Source organism: Nonlabens sp., assembly GCF_039941875.1.
Taxonomy (GTDB): Bacteria; Bacteroidota; Bacteroidia; order Flavobacteriales; family Flavobacteriaceae; genus Nonlabens.
The window spans coordinates 113162-128878 of record NZ_JBDVDQ010000022.1; the positions used below are offsets into that span (position 1 = coordinate 113162).

Sequence of the window (15717 nt, forward strand, 5' to 3'; positions counted from 1 at the left end):
AAAAAATGGGGAATAATTTATACGGAAATGGGTTTATAGAGAAGTTAGTTAATTCTGGATATAAAAGTCCAATTTACGCAATGGCTGAAATCATTGACAATTCTGTCGATGCAGGAGCTAAAAATATAGATATCACATTTGTTGAGGATGATCTCAGAGTAGGGGGAAGAGGTTCTAAATTTATTTCAGATGTATTTTTTATTGATAATGGTTCAGGAATGAATTTTGAACAAATTAATGGATGTTTAAAATTTGCTGAAGGAGCAGGAACTTCAAATAAACGAATTGGAACTTTTGGAGTTGGCCTTCCAAACTCATCAATTTATGTGGGTAGACGAGTTGAAGTGTATTCTAAAGATACTCAAACAAATAAATGGAATTACGTCTGTCTAGACCTCGATGAGCAAGCCAATCGTGATGAACCTGGTTATGATGATGCATTTTCAAAAGAACCTAAATTTAAAAATATTAGTCTCAAATTAAATTTAAATGAGGCAATGACTATAATTAGATGGTCTAAAATAAAAAATCTAGGTTCTAGAAGACCAAAGACAGTTATAGATAAAACAAAAAAATTAACGGGTCGATTATATAGATATGCTTTACAAGATAATCTGAAAATCACTTTCGGTTCAATTTTAAAAGGTAATAATAATTATGACATTTTTGAAAATGTTTTGCCTTATGACCCTTTGTTTCTTGCTACTTCAAAAACATATATTACTGAATTTATATGGGATGCAGCAACAAACCCAAATAAAAATGTTTTTAATCAAAATGTGGAAAATAATGAAAGGTTCACTTCAAGTTACCATTACAAGAAGTACACTAAAGGTTGTATAAAAAACGAAACTAACTTACCCTTATTTCAGAAATACGATAATTATTGGAATGTTAAATATGAAGTTAATCTAGATAGTAAAATTTATCACTTTATTATAAGAGCATCTTTTAGCACTAAAAGTGCAGCTTACCCAGGAATTCGCAAAGGAGGCGGTACAAGTTTAGGCAGGAAGATTGGCGAAAAAATGAGCGGGAGTAAAGATTTTACTAGTGGTAATATTTTTTTCATAAGAACCAAAAGAGAAATAGATTGTGGTCATTTTGGTATGTATACCGTAACAGATGAGACCAATAGATGGTGGACTATTGAAATTGAATTTGATAGTGAATTAGATAGCTTAATGGGAGTTGATTATCAAAAGCAGCATGTTGATTTTAAACCTGTATTAAATGCTGAAGTAGACGAAATAAGAGACTCTTCTAATTTAGAATTAAACGAAAAACAACAAATTTTGTTTAATAGAATTACTAATGAAATTACGAATTGTATAAAGGACATGAGAGGTTTCCGCCGAGAGTTTTGGAACCAGTATAAAAATGAAGAAAAGGAAGCTATTGCTCTAGCAAGCGAAGACGAAGACGCTAATCCTTTACCTGTTGTAGAACCTGCTGTGATTAGAGCTATGCCTCAAGGAAATGAATGGACTGATGACCAAAAAGAAGATTTAGTTAACTTTCTTAAATCTCGTTTTATGCATTTATCTAAAGAAGCAATTACTTTCCAAGTTGATAATTTTGCAGCAGGAATGAATAAAACGATCGTTCTTTATCATTCAAATCCTACTGGAAATTTATTTGAATTGACAACAATAAGAGGTAAAAAAATTACATTTATAAATACGGAACATATTTATTATAAAAACATTATAGATCCACTAAAACAAAATAAAAACTTAAGTGTTTTTACTGTTGCAATTGAAATGTTAATATGCTCGTATGCATACGAAATGGAACAAATGATTCAAGATGATAATAAACTTGAATTTATTTTAAATTCTTATTTAAGAAAAATAAGTGATCGATTAGAATCATTTATTAAAAATGGTTCTATTCAAGTTGATACGGAATACTGGGAAGAAAATATTTCTAATGATGACGATGATGGCGAGGTCATAAATTAACTTAAAACATACAATTTATGTTTAGCACGAGAAGCTTCAGTATAGAGTTTTTCGTGCTTTTGTTCTTCAGGAATTTTATCTATATCAATAACAAAAACTACATCTGCCTCTAAGCCTTTAAAGGTGTTAATTGTAGTGTAATTTATAGCATTATTTTGAAAACGTCCTTTATTGTCTAAGGCTTTTATATCTATTTTACTCGCTTTAGTGGTATCTCCAATACAGCTGTCTGCTTTACTTGAATTGAGTAAGATCAAAATTTGTTCCGGCTTTATCCCTTGCTCTCTTGTAAGTGATTTTATTTCATCTAGTAAATACTTTTGTTCTTCTACTTGATTCTTAAAGCTTTTGATAATAACACCCTCCCCTTCTGGGCTGTTTTGGAAAGGTTTAATCTCTTTATTAATTACTTTTGATAGATAATTAATAATCGTTTTTGTATTTCTACAATTTTCTGGCAAAGAATACTTTATGAAGTTGTTCTGGTTTGGAATTTTAGTGTAATGCCCAAAAATATTTTGCATTTCGTCCATGAAAATATATTTTCCAGCATCATTACTTCCTAAACTAAAAATAAGCCCAAACCAAAACTCTTTAAAATCTTGTCCTTCATCTATAATTATAGCATCAAACTTCTCTTTATAAAAAGGCAAACATTCTTCTAATTTTACAGGAACATCTAACTCCCAAAAATCTTCAGAAGTACTATTCTCTTTCCACCAGTTAGCATCATACAGGTCAATAATTTTTCTTGCAAAAGAATGAAATGTAGTAACCGTAATATGAGTTTCATTTCTATCAAATTCGTAACGTATCTTGTTTGCTAAGGTTCTATTAAAACATAAAAAAAGTACTCTTTTATCTTGGTTAATGAAATCTTGTGCTAAAGTTTTAGCAATTATGGTTTTACCAGAACCTGCAGGCCCAGTTGTAATTATTTTTTTGTTTGCTTTTAAGCGATTAAAAACCCCTACCTGAGTCGCAGTAAGTTCTATAAAACGTTGCTCATTGTATTTAACTCTTGTGCTTAATACCTGAACAAAACCGATATCTCTTAAAAGTTCTGACTTAAATTTATTGTACATCCAACGTCTAACACCTTCTCTATTTGGATTCTGTTTTTTAACAAATGAAAAAAGATACTCTAAGGCTTTATCAGCATGAAGTAAACTTAGCTGGTCTATAATTTGATTGGAATTAATAGACGTAGGTAATGCTTTAGAACCTAATTCACAGTCAGGAAAACATAAGCCCCAACCGATTGTCATATCACCTATAAGATCAGAGAACCCTTTAATTAAAGCATGAGAGGCAGATGACACTTGTGAATCTGGTCTTTTATCCATAATTCTACTATTTTGAGACCACTCATCCTTTATGCCAGAATAATTAATAACACCTCCTTTAACCTCTAGACAAATTATAGCTTTTTCTGGTATGGCGATTATAAAATCCACTTCGTACTCTGGTTTTTTACCAATCCCATCTGTTATAAATTTTCTAGAATAGAAAATATCATAATAATTTGACATTTTTTTTAATTGGTCAAAAACTTTTTTTTCGGCCAGCTCATTTTTTCTATCTTCAGGAAAAAATTCAGGATAAATCATATTGGTAATTTGAAATATGAAATTACGAACAAAAGTTAACTATGTTATTTAGAAGTGATGATAATTTATTTGTAGAAACGAAAGCGTTCTGTTCGAAAGCTCAAGAATTATGGATCTACAGTCCTTTTATTAGAGTGAATAAAATAAAAGAAATACTAGTTGATCCTAGCAAATGCAAAGCTATAGTAGTAAGATGGCAAACCATGGATCTTTTAGTAGGTGTCACAGACTTTGAAAATTTATATGAATTTTGTAAAGATAATGACATAGCATTATTTCGAAACACACGAATCCATTTAAAGGTAATTAGAAATGAAAAGAATCATATTTACTATGGTTCTGCGAACTTCACTAATATGGGGATGGGTGTAAATGGTAATATTGAGCTTTCGGGTATCAACATAGATATAAATATGCAGGATATTGATTATCTCAATGAGATATTATCTGACTCTGTCTTAGTTGAAAAGGATTATTTCAATGCTTTAAAAATAGATATTGATGAAAAGAAGCGAGATTTTAAAAAAATAGAAAAAATCAAGGATAAGGATATTGTATCTGTTGTAAATAATAAATTTTTGCTTGACAGTTTACCCCAGTCAGATAGTCCAAGCCAGCTATGGGAAATCTGCAGAAGCAACTATGACCCAATTAAATATAGTGAAAATGAAATAATATGTGCCAAACACGATATTATATCCTATGTTGGCAATAATAAGTTTATAAACACTAGTAAGGAAAAGTTTTTACAAATGTTGGGTTCTGGTTTCAATTCAACCCCTTTCGTTCACGAATTAAAATTTCAAGTGCGCACACAAGCCAATTATACTATGGGGTATACTCAAATCACAAAATGGATAGCTAAAACAACACTATCAGTGCCTACTCCTAGTCGACAAGATATCAGAGATAAAAGCTGGGTAAACCGTTTACATAACTGGATTCCAGCTCTAGATTCTCATAACTTCAGGAGTGAAAAAAGACATAAATCAGACGGGGGCCGAGGAGGAACAAACCTTTTGTACTATATCGGCAAGGATGATGGCAATGAATATAAAGATTTAGAAGATTTAATTGGCGGTTTAAGGATTAACGGGAAAGGTGGTAAATCGCCACACCAATTTATACTGCTTGCAACAATCAATGAGCTCGTGAAAAATAATGAAAAAGATTTTTCAATCGATGAAATTGAAGCGGAATTTTCAAGACAATGGAGAAATGCTGGAAAATTGAATAAAATTTCAAAGCAAAACTTTGCCATGCCTTTAAACGCTTTGAAAGGCAAGTTAATTGAATTCAATTATCTAAATAATAACGAGACTATTCAGGATTATCGTAAAGAATCTGAGCTTAAAGAAAAAGTTAAAACAATAACCATAAGCAACAGTCTTTTTGCTTTATTCAAGGAACAAAAAATTACGGGTGATGAGATTTTAGAATATTATTAAATTAAATGATCCCCAGATAATATTGATTAAATGAAGCAGCTTGCACAGCCTTCGCCTTCGGCTTCAAGAATTTCATCTTGCCAAGATTGTCCCGTTCTAGATTTTTTCTTTTGTCTATTCATTCTCAAAAAATGCTCTTTCTTAATAGAAGCTACACGTTCCGGCTTATTTAATTCCTCTAATGATTCGGACATCCAAGTGTAACCTTCCTTTTCATATTCAATTGCTTTTGCATATAATTCAGGGTGTTGTTCTAACAACCACACCCATTCTATTTTTTGTTGGTAAAAACAAAAGAAGCAACCAGATCTACTTCTAGAATAGGTTCCCTTTTTGATTTCTCCATTAATCTCTACTTGATACTCGATGGGCTTATAATACGCTGGTACACCTACTCCAGATTCCTCAAGAATTTGAAAGACATCATTAAGACCAATAATTTCATCATTTTCTATTAAAGGAAACACGTCCAACTTACCTATTGGATAATCAGTAGTTTTAAGGTATTCAAAAATAACTTTATTAAACAGTTTTAAATCCACATCCATTAAAGCATTGAGCTTTTGTGTTTGAGTGAATTTTGGGGAAATAGACTGTTCTACATATTGCAATGCATTTGCCAAAACGTTTTTATCTGAAAAATCTTTATAATACCCTTTAATAACTTCAATATTAGAATTTGACAAAAACTTTTTTATAACATCTTCACTCCATATGTTCTTTCTAAAAGGAAATATAGTTTGAATATTTTCTTTTTTAGAGATGTAGCCCTCCCTGTTTTCATCTCCTCTAATGCCTACATATGAAATTGTTGGTTCGTCACCTACATAAGTCTCAAAAGGCTGTAATTTCATCTTATTTGTGCACCATCTAGCTGTCGCAGAAGGTAAGTATCCACCATACATTGCAAGGAAGTGGTCAAAAGGATTTTTCATGGGCGAATTGTCTTCATCCATGGACTTGTACAACTCTATATCTCTACCTAAGACAGAATTTAACCTTCCTATCAAGTCATAAGTTTCTTTTAGTTCTTTACCTGTATCACAGGTATAATATTCTATATCTAATTCTGGATATTTCTGGCTCATGTAAATAGATAGTGCAGCACTATCTTTCCCTCCTGAAATACCCAATAGATGTTTTACTTTACCCATATTAAATTTTCATTTCTTTAGAAATTAATTCAATTAACAGTTCTTTTCTTTTATCATCATCTAATTTACTAATTGTTTCACTAACGCTCCTTTTTATAGAAGCAAACTCTTTTGTTTTATCTGTATTAACTACTAATTTATCGTCTACAAATTCTCCAGTCTCATCAAAAAACCTAAATGAAAATAAAGTACCCTGTTTAGAATTAGCATTGAAACTACGTATTTCTGAAGCTTTTATTAAACCTAAAGACAAATCTTTAATATTATTTATTAGTAAAGGTTCTTCTTCATCTAATAATTCCTCTAGCCCTTTTCCTAAAGCAACATCTGCTACTGATTTAATCCAGCTAATCCTATCATCAAGAGGAGAAATTAATCGTTTATAAAAAACACCTTGCACCTTACCTAAAGTAGATGGATTAATTTCATTAATCATAGACTGAATCTTATTTTTATAAACTTTAAAATCTAAAGATTCAATATAAAAAGAACTGATAATTTCCTTTTCTATTCTATTGATCAATTCATCATAAGCATTACGTATTTCTGTAATTGCATCTTGTATATGATTTGTAAATGAGTTAAGGACTTCCACGTCTTCTTTTATTGCTAAAGAATGAAATCCTAGCGCTGTAGGGAATAAATTAAATAAAGCATCTTCGGGGTCTTTAGATGTCATAATTGCTTCTCTCAACTTAGTCGCTTTATTAGATAGCTTACCTGTTTTTAATGTATAATTATTCAGACCTCTTTGAAATCTTAAAAAGTTACCGAAAATAGATAGAAAAGTAGATTGCGTTCCTTTAGAATTTGAATCCCTTATTTGGACTAGCTCTTTATAGCTTTCAAGTAGGTTTACCTTTAAACCAGAAACATCATAGCTTTTTACTAAAAAATCTTGGGGCTTTTTATGTATTAAGTCAATAGTATCTTCAGTAATAAAAGGCACAAACCCTCCATTAGAATGAAACAAAGCATAATCCTCCTTTTTTGCTATTAAAAAAATTGGAATCCAAAAATCTATGACTCCTTTTTTAAGTTTATAAGGGCTAGTTTGTAATACCTCATAAAATTCCAACAGATTTCTTTTATTAGACAAAGAGCTTTTTAAAAAGGCCTCAGATTCATTCCATAGATTGTATAAATTAGAGTCGCTAGAAGGTTTGGTTAATTCATAATAACCAAGTTTATTATTTTTCTGGTGAATCCCTGACTCTTTTAATAAGCTAATATATATAGCTTTTTGAGGAGGGAATTTTTCTTCTGGAAAATCTAAATTTTCCAGATGCACATTCTCTAATAAAGCTCTAATTAGATATTTTCGTGCAGTATTAATTGGTGCACTTAAAAACTGTTTATTTATAAGCTCATTATTAAATATTGGTGTGTTTCTGTAAATTTTGAAACAGATCTCTGTTAACCACTCATACAGTTTATGTTTACTGATTATAGATTCTATCTTACCATCATTAATCCAAATATTTTTATCATTATTAAACAGCTGATTAATTACAAGGTTCTCTAGATGTTTTAGATGAAACTGTCTCTCTGAGTCTAAAAGTTTTTTTGCATTTGCATCCTCTGAATGTTTTTCTATTAATCTATTAAATTTAAGAATTGTTAAAACCTCATTTCTAATCTGAGTAGAGTTTTTATAGAGAACAAATATGTTGGATGTAAATTCCTTTGATTTCTTTTTGATATCAGAAACCTTTCTGTCATCAAAAACTAAATTAATATAACCATCTATTACACCTTCAGCTTCTGTAAGCTCTTGATAAGATTCAAACACTCTGTATTCAAAGAATCGTCTTGTACCTGTTTCAAAAGAGTATCTTTTAACAAGTAGTACAGGCAAGTCTACAAGAGATTTGATCTCATTTGCTATGGAAAAATTAGGATTAATTTCTTTACTTATTGCAATTAGTTCTTGCTCTAGATCTAAGTCAGTCCCTTCTAAGAAGTTTATTTTATTACTATGCTTATAAAACCTAATAATACCTGCTCTTTCTAGTTTTTCTAAAATTGATAAAACATCAAAACCTCTAGTAAAATTAAAATAGTTAGATATAAAGCTTTTGTCAAAAAGGCCTCCAACCTTAGAGAAAATATTAACCAACCCTATGGTTTTTATAACCTCAGATGCTTGTAGATAATCATCTTCAAAAACCAGTTCTGCTCTTTCTAAAGCTCTAAAAGTACTTAGCCATTGAGCTCTGTGTGGATTATCTGAGCTATTAATTTCTGATGACAATGTGTTGACTAAATAGTCGTATACATTAGAGACTGAGTAGAAGTTTTGTTTTAATTTCTTAACAGAATAGTCTGTATCATCATTTAAAAATGAAAATAATGATCTCTCATTCTGGCCATAACGCTGAAGTGAATTAACCAATACATTTGAAGACAGCCAATCTAATGGATACAAAGAATCACTTAACTCTTGATTAACTAATTTATTATGACTTACAAGTTTTGAATCTTGAATTAACTTCAAGAGTTTTTTAAAATCTGATTCAATTTCTTCGGGTATTGAAAATTCTTTTAATTTCTTACTGGCAAAATAAATAAGCTGCTCTACTGGCTCATTAAATACTAAATCTACAAACCTGCCTTTTACTTTTTCCCATTCTAACTTATCCTGATTAGACAAGCTACTTCCATAACTTGAAAAGTTTTGATGTAATGTTATAATAAAATAAGTCTCATGTAAATCATCATTTGCCCACTCAGAAATTTGCTGAATCAAAAAGAGCTCATCAGCAGTCTTATTCTTTGATGCATATTCTAGAAACTTACCAAACTCATCTATAACTAAAACAACTCCTTTATTGATTTTTGACGCTTTTATTCTTCTTTTTTCTAAAGCTGCTATTATTTTTGAGTTATTAACAGCTCCTTTAAGTTTTAGTTCTGTACTTAATACGTTTAAAAGAGAAGCGTTTTCTCCTATAATTTTTATAAACTCATAATCCACAAAACTATTTTGCTGAGAGTTTAAATCACTAAAGAATATTTTTTCTTTATTTAAATTTTTTTCAAGAGCCCAAAGAAATGTTGACTTACCTGTTCCGTAATTACCTATTAAGTTGAAAGACTTATTTGCACCATAATTATTAAGGAAAATTCTATCAAAAATCTCTTTAGTATTAGGAGTAACAACATAGTCTATTTGCTTCGACTCATCTCTAACTATATTGGTCGAAATATTATTACTGTATACCATAGTGCGCTTTCAACATTTTATTTTTTAACTTCTCTGATGTGTTTTTAAACTGCAATTGTCTTATTCCAGCATCATCTTTATAAACAAAATTATTATTTTCATCACAAAGTTTTTCTATAAGGACTTCTAAACCCTCATTAGACAAACACAGGTAAGAACCAACTGTTTTTCTTATATTATCATAACCAACAGAACTCTCTCCTTCAAATTCATTTAACAAACAGTATCCAAAAATATGACTAGAAACACTATCTTGAACTCCTTTGTTTATCCTATAAACTGTTTGATTCGCGGTGTTTTTTCTTCCTGTATCCAATACCAAATTCAAACTAAGTAAGGGTGCATTAAAATCATCCTCTACAGTTTTTTCGTTTTTTGCAGGAGAAACATAAGTTCTTATGAAAACTTTAAAATCTGAATTAATAGTTTTTTCGGCAACCTCTTTCTGATCTTTATCGACAAGTAGTCTATTTACATAATTCAGGATTTGATACTCGGAAAAATCTAAAGTAGCTTTATCAGAAAAATAACTTGAAAATATTAATTGAAAAATTGACGAATGATTAGTCTTGCACAAATAATATTGCAACAGCCATAGTGAACCATCATTTTCTAAATAAGGATCTAGACTCTCTGTTAGAAATAGTAAATCTGCAAACTTACTTATCTCATTTTCTTTATTTAATACTCCAAAAGCTCTTAGCCAATGATGAATGGACCTAACCATATTTTTACCAACACCCAACAACGGTATAGCCTTGTTGTCTTTAAAAATATTCACAGACTTCTGGCTATCAATCAGTTGAACTCCTTTTAATATCCACTGTTCTTTACAATGAAAAGTATCATGCCCTGAAAATTTATACTTATCAATCATCTATTAAGATCTGATTTTTTTATTTTAAAAACAAATTTAAGGATAAATGGAGGATAAACTCCATTATGCCTCGTATAAATCGTTAAATTTGTTTTTACTTAAAAAAAAAACGAATTAATAGTCTGTATTTCAGTGTGATATATTTGGTTATCACAGTTATATTTTTTATTGTGTTATGTAGAAATGAAAACAACTTATTATTAGATAGTTGAGTATTTTGATTCCTAAACGAATGCATCACAAGAAAAGAATAGTTGATTTTTTGCAAATCATAGATCCAAAAGGAAATCTAATTAACACTAACATTTAGATTTAACGGTCTGTTCTGTTGGAGAGTTAACAGTGTGTTCTGTTATTGCGTTAAAATTATCTAGGTCATTTTTTTCTTCATAAACCCTTAATACTATAAACACTTTGATCTAACAGCCTGTTATAGTAGAGAATTTTCAGTGCGTTATACTATCGCGTTAATATTATCTACGCTATTTTTTAGTAATAAAACCTAGATATTACTAACATTTTAATTTAACGGACTGTTATAATTGAGAGTTAATAGGGCATTAAACTATGACGTTAATATTAAACAGGCAATGTTTTAAATAGAAAACCGATAGACAGCCGGCATTTTGACTTTAATGGATGTTGTAACATAGAATTAAAAAGTTATAACACTAGAGCGTTAAAACTATAATTACTTGTGTTGTACGTTGCAAAAATACTAATATGGTCTATAAACACTGAAGTTGGAGATAAACATATAAGCAACAATGCCGCAACAATTACATTTAAGGGATTGTTGCGGCATTGTTGTAGTTTTGTTTTTCAACGGTGCGTTATTATCACTAGTGTTCAAATATTTATACAACATAGCAACTAAAAACTCTCAACGATATCACGTTTAAAAATAAAATGACGTCCTTTCTCATTATTTGAATTCAAATAACGTTCACCATTAATATTGTAATTCACTTGATGTTTAGAGTAACTACCATTCTTTTCTTCAGGATTTAGTTTTGATCTTAATACATCGTTAACTTTACGTGTGGTAGTTAACACACCGTTATCTTTAAGTAATGGAAGCAAATCTTTACCACCATAAGCCAACTCATTTTCGTCTGTTAAAGCAAATAAATCTTTTAAAACTTCAATAATTTCTCTTAATAAACTGGAGGTTGTTCCTTTTAACAAACGATCTAATGCAGGCGTATGAATGTGACCTTTTGTAAACCACATTCTAGTAGTTTTTGGAACGATAATGTCTCGAGTACTTAAAACGTATAAAAACGCTGGGATTTCATTTTTTAGTTTGATAAGAAATTCTGGGTCTGGTTTTGAATCATTAGATTCTAGGCTTTCTATTTTCCTAACCCAATACCTGATTTCATTACTATCTATCAAAACAAAATTATCTTCGTTATTAGAACACAGGATAATCTTACCAAAATAGTTGCTTTCAGTTTTGTCTTTTCCCTTAGCTTCAGTTTTATAAGACTTTGCTGTAGATAGGTTTTTTAAGCGCTCACTATCTTCTCTTTTGTCTAGTAATACTTCATCAATAGCAATGATCAATTTGTTAGACCAATCCGAATTAAATCGACTTCTGAAATCTTCGTTAGTATTAATAGTTATATTTTTCTCAAAGAGCAATTTTAGAAATTGTAAAAAAGTACTTTTTCCAGTATTACGCTCTTCGCTAACCAATGCCAAAATTGGTAAAGTTTGCATAGGGTAGCGGTAGAGGATAGTTAGATAATCAATGCCTGTAATAAATTGATCACCAAAAATATGTCTTAGGAATTTTTCAATATTTTTCCAACTTCCTTTTTTTATATCATGGCTTAAAGCATAGTACTTATTATAATGTCCTCCAACTTCAGGTTGATAATCTGTATGACTAGGTATATTACAAAACCCATCATACTTAGGTATTTTCTTTAAGTATTCCTTACCATAGTCTTGAATGATCTCTTGTTTATTCCATTTAACAATAGCATCATAGGACTCCTTTACAGTAAGTGGAACAGACACTTTCTTAAAGTAGTCTGTTCCTATTCTTAAATAATCCATATTATAATGTAGCTCTTACGTTAATTTTATACGGTGGAAAGGCGTATTCTTCATTCTCATCTTTCTTGGTAATTTCAATAAAGAATTTGCTCGCTTGCGGATCGTGCTCTCTTATGAGTTTGATTTGCTCTTCTATGTAAACAGCATCAATAAAGTGTTCTGCTGACAAACGATTTTTTGCTATTGAAAGCTTTTCCAAAGCGATACGAAGCGCAGAGCTCCTTAGATGATCATAAGGACTCTTTGCTTGATAATTTCTTAACTCTTTCAAAATTTCTCTATGAAGCTCATAGATGTCCTTAAAGTTGTACTGATTCTTTCTTGCGGTAAATTTCTTAGCCATTGTGAGAAGTTTTAGAGTGGTTAATTCTTACTAACGATTCATAAACTTCATGTTGCTTGTACATGACTTTGTTACCAATACGGTAGCTAATTAAGATGCCTTTGCGAGTCCAGCTCCAAAGCGTGCCGAGCGAAATGGAAAGCATCTCTGCTGTTTGTTCTCTGGTAAGTAATTTGTCTTTAGAATTGTTGTCTAACCTTTCTAAAATTTCTTTGAGTCTAAACTCGAAGTGTCTTATTAAACTTTCTTGAAACTCAGAAGGTGTAATGTCGTGTAATTGTGTGATGTTCTTTTCCATCCATATACTGTTTTAAATTCAGTACAAAGATTTTAAAAATTAAAGCCCGTGTATAATTTCAGGTAAATGTTAAGTGAATGATAGTTACATGAATGTGAATAATTAACTTTTTTTCAAATGTTTAGCTATTACGTCTTGAAAAAAAGTATAGTAATTGTTAGAGACTCGTGATGGAGTTGTTTGTTTCATTTTTGTGTTATATACGGAATTAACGGCATTTATATAGAGCCTAGGGTTAGCATTAATAATTTTTAAATCTCTTTCTTCTTCGGTGAAAAATTTATAAACTGTTTGAAAAAAGTAAGTGCTTCTTTTCTTTTCATATTTTAAAATCATTTTGATAACATCAACATATTTGTGATTTGTTATTGGTTCAATAGCCTTTAAAAATGTGTGATCTTCAATACTCAAAGTAGCATAACTATGTAGATCAATATCATTTTTAAAATAATTATTGTTTGACAAGTAATTCATTTTTTTTGATAATTCGGAGAAATATTCCATTTTAAAGTGAAAAGTTTGCAGCTGAATTAATTTTTTATTGAAACTTAGGTCCTCGATACTTATTAAGATAGGGTCTTTCAAAAATTTAAATATTAATTGATGCCATTCATTAAATCTTTCAGGATATTTAGGTAGATTCATTAATAAACGAGGAAATTCGTATATACCATCATTAGCTTCAATCACAGTATTATCTTCTCTAATGAATAGACGTAGAAAAAAATTAAAATCTTGATCATTTTTTATGTGCTCAAAGGCATCATTAATTTTTTGATTTATTCTTACGATTCTATATTCATCGTCTAGCAAATATTTTAAATTTAATCTAGTATTAGCTTCTATAGAAATGATATTCATTAAAATATCTTTTCTTAAAAGAGTATTAATTATAAAAGAATATAGACTTTTCAATACTTCATTTTTGATTTCATAAGAACTCAAAAAAATGTATTCATCATAAGTTTTTGTATCGGTTAATTCAGGATAGCCGATTTTTTTTTTCAAAATATAGGCTTCTGAATTTTTAAGTTGTTGAATTAAATTATTGATGTTTTTCGAATCCAGATCAAGTTTAGGGATAGAACCGGCCCAAACGTCTTCAGATTCGTCAAATGTTTGGATAAATTTCTCAAAAGATTCTATAAGTGTTAGTTGCCCCATAACTCCTTCAATTTATCAGCATGTTCTTGTTTGCTGGTTTTTAAATATTTTAAAAATTGTGCTTCTGTTTTATGACCTGTTATCGCCATGATTGTCATATTAGGTAATTTCCCATACAAATTGGTGGCAAAACTGCGGCGGCAAGTGTGTGAGCTAATGAGTTCGTTTTTATGATACAAATTGATTTTTTTTCTGGTTATCTTATTTTTCCCTTTCCCTTCTGTAACCATTTTTGCACCTTGAACCTTATTCGTGATTTCGGCGATTCCGCATAACTCTTTAACGTAAAGATTGAATTTTTGATCAGAAATCGCTTTGGGTAAACCATCATATTTTTTGATGATTTTTTTTACGTCTTTATGCATTGGGATAATTACCTCTTCACCAGTTTTTTTTGTTTTGGTTTTAATCTGATCATCGTCTATATTGAATTTTTCCAATCGCATAAAATCTGATATTCTAAGGCCTGTTCTCAATCCTATAAGAAATAAATCACGAGTATTTTCTAATCGCTCACTTCCTTTAAGATCGGCTTTTTTAATCATTTCAATTTCATCTTCATTTAGATATACGTCATAGGTTTTTGCAGTGATGGTCATGAACTCGGAGTGCCTGTATTCCCTGCTAATGGGTAAGCCTTCAATGTCTATATTTTTTGCCCATAGCTTAATATTAGATATATGGCCACCTATACTGTTATCACTCAACTTATCAACTTCTCTCAAGTATTTGACCCATTTACGGTAAAACTTAAGATCAATACTCTCGTGTCTCAGTTTTGTATTGTGCTTTTTTTCAAATTGAAGTAATTTGTTCCAGGTAGTTTTATAATCTTGAATCGTTCGCTCACTAATCGGTTTACCTCTATAAAGTTTATCATCGGAATCTTTGATGTATTTATCTATCCAATCGGTAAAATAGATTTTGTAACCTAGCTTTTCATCTTCTATATGACCAAAATGATTTTGTACCTGCTCTTTTAACCATGATGAGCTAATATGCTTCCTACCATTATAATCCATAATATAGGTATCGGCCAATTTTCTAGACAGTTGCTCTAAGTTAATATTAATAAAATCTTTGGTTGGAGAATCAGATCTCAATCTAACACGCTCTTTTTTGGGGTTCCAGTCATTTCTATTTACCTTTAATCCAGTCTTAGTTTTTTGGTCAATTCGTTTACTGTCCCAAATGCGAACATGAATTGATGGGTAATCTGATTTACCATTTAAAATGAAAAACTTGATGCGCATATTAAAATTTGAACTACAAATCTAAGTTTTCTGCCGAAATTCTGCCGAAAAAAAATGCATTTTATTGCATTTAATAGGATTCGAACCCATACAAAACATTAATTTTATGGATTTAAATATATCTAAATCAGAGGATTATGTCTCGGGGAGCTGGGATCATCGAAAACGGTGTATTTAGCCTTGCGAATCCTGCCACCCCGACTAAAAGTTGTAAAGCTTTTTTAATTACCGTTTTCATTGTAAAATGAAAACGGTTTTTTTGTTTTATAAGGTTAGATTCCTCTTTTTATCTTAGATAATTATCGCTTTTATC

General features: G+C 30.3%; 11 protein-coding genes. 2 read left to right on the forward strand and 9 right to left on the reverse strand.

Going from position 1 to position 15717, the window contains the following annotated elements:
* Positions 1-5: 5 nt before the first annotated feature.
* Entirely contained in the window at positions 6-1964 is a 1959-nt protein-coding gene (locus ABJF08_RS13170) for an ATP-binding protein (RefSeq protein WP_348116714.1), read from the forward strand.
* On the opposite strand, the gene ABJF08_RS13175 is transcribed toward ABJF08_RS13170, so the two are convergent.
* The gene (locus tag ABJF08_RS13175) at positions 1961-3574 is read right to left on the reverse strand and encodes an ATP-binding domain-containing protein (protein WP_348116715.1); all 1614 of its coding nucleotides are present in this window, start codon (positions 3572-3574) and stop codon (positions 1961-1963) included. The two genes, ABJF08_RS13170 and ABJF08_RS13175, sit on opposite strands and share 4 nt — an antisense overlap.
* Positions 3575-3615: 41 nt before the next feature.
* Here ABJF08_RS13175 and ABJF08_RS13180 point away from each other — a divergent pair, with 41 nt between their 5' ends.
* Entirely contained in the window at positions 3616-5022 is a 1407-nt protein-coding gene (locus ABJF08_RS13180) for a hypothetical protein (protein WP_348116716.1), read from the forward strand.
* Positions 5023-5048: 26 nt separating this feature from the next.
* Here ABJF08_RS13180 and ABJF08_RS13185 read toward each other — a convergent pair whose 3' ends face one another.
* The 8 genes from ABJF08_RS13185 to ABJF08_RS13220 all read right to left on the reverse strand — a co-directional run bounded on the left by ABJF08_RS13185 (position 5049) and on the right by ABJF08_RS13220 (position 15404).
* A complete protein-coding gene (locus ABJF08_RS13185) occupies positions 5049-6176 on the reverse strand; it encodes a phosphoadenosine phosphosulfate reductase family protein (RefSeq protein ID WP_348116717.1) in 1128 nt (375 codons plus the stop codon).
* Between the two features lies 1 nt (position 6177).
* On the reverse strand, positions 6178-9402 hold the full coding sequence (locus tag ABJF08_RS13190; protein WP_348116718.1) for a hypothetical protein: 3225 nt from the start codon (positions 9400-9402) through the stop codon (positions 6178-6180).
* Positions 9389-10279, reverse strand: coding sequence for a DUF4007 family protein (locus ABJF08_RS13195; RefSeq protein WP_348116719.1), 891 nt, complete (start codon positions 10277-10279; stop codon positions 9389-9391). Before ABJF08_RS13195 ends, ABJF08_RS13190 begins: the two co-directional genes overlap by 14 nt.
* An 873-nt stretch (positions 10280-11152) precedes the next feature.
* Positions 11153-12346, reverse strand: coding sequence for a primase-helicase family protein (locus ABJF08_RS13200; RefSeq protein ID WP_348116720.1), 1194 nt, complete (start codon positions 12344-12346; stop codon positions 11153-11155).
* A 1-nt stretch (position 12347) separates the two neighbouring features.
* Positions 12348-12689 carry a hypothetical protein gene (locus ABJF08_RS13205; RefSeq protein ID WP_348116721.1) on the reverse strand — a complete coding sequence of 114 codons (342 nt, stop codon included), beginning with the start codon at positions 12687-12689 and terminating at the stop codon, positions 12348-12350.
* Complete coding sequence (locus ABJF08_RS13210; protein WP_348116722.1) at positions 12682-12987, reverse strand: helix-turn-helix domain-containing protein; 306 nt, start codon at positions 12985-12987, stop codon at positions 12682-12684. Before ABJF08_RS13210 ends, ABJF08_RS13205 begins: the two co-directional genes overlap by 8 nt.
* A gap of 102 nt (positions 12988-13089) precedes the next feature.
* Positions 13090-14151 carry a hypothetical protein gene (locus ABJF08_RS13215; RefSeq protein WP_348116724.1) on the reverse strand — a complete coding sequence of 354 codons (1062 nt, stop codon included), beginning with the start codon at positions 14149-14151 and terminating at the stop codon, positions 13090-13092.
* Positions 14139-15404, reverse strand: a complete 1266-nt coding sequence (locus ABJF08_RS13220; RefSeq protein ID WP_348116725.1) for a tyrosine-type recombinase/integrase — start codon at positions 15402-15404, stop codon at positions 14139-14141. The genes ABJF08_RS13215 and ABJF08_RS13220 overlap by 13 nt, the downstream gene beginning before the upstream one ends.
* Between the last annotated feature and the right edge of the window lie 313 nt (positions 15405-15717).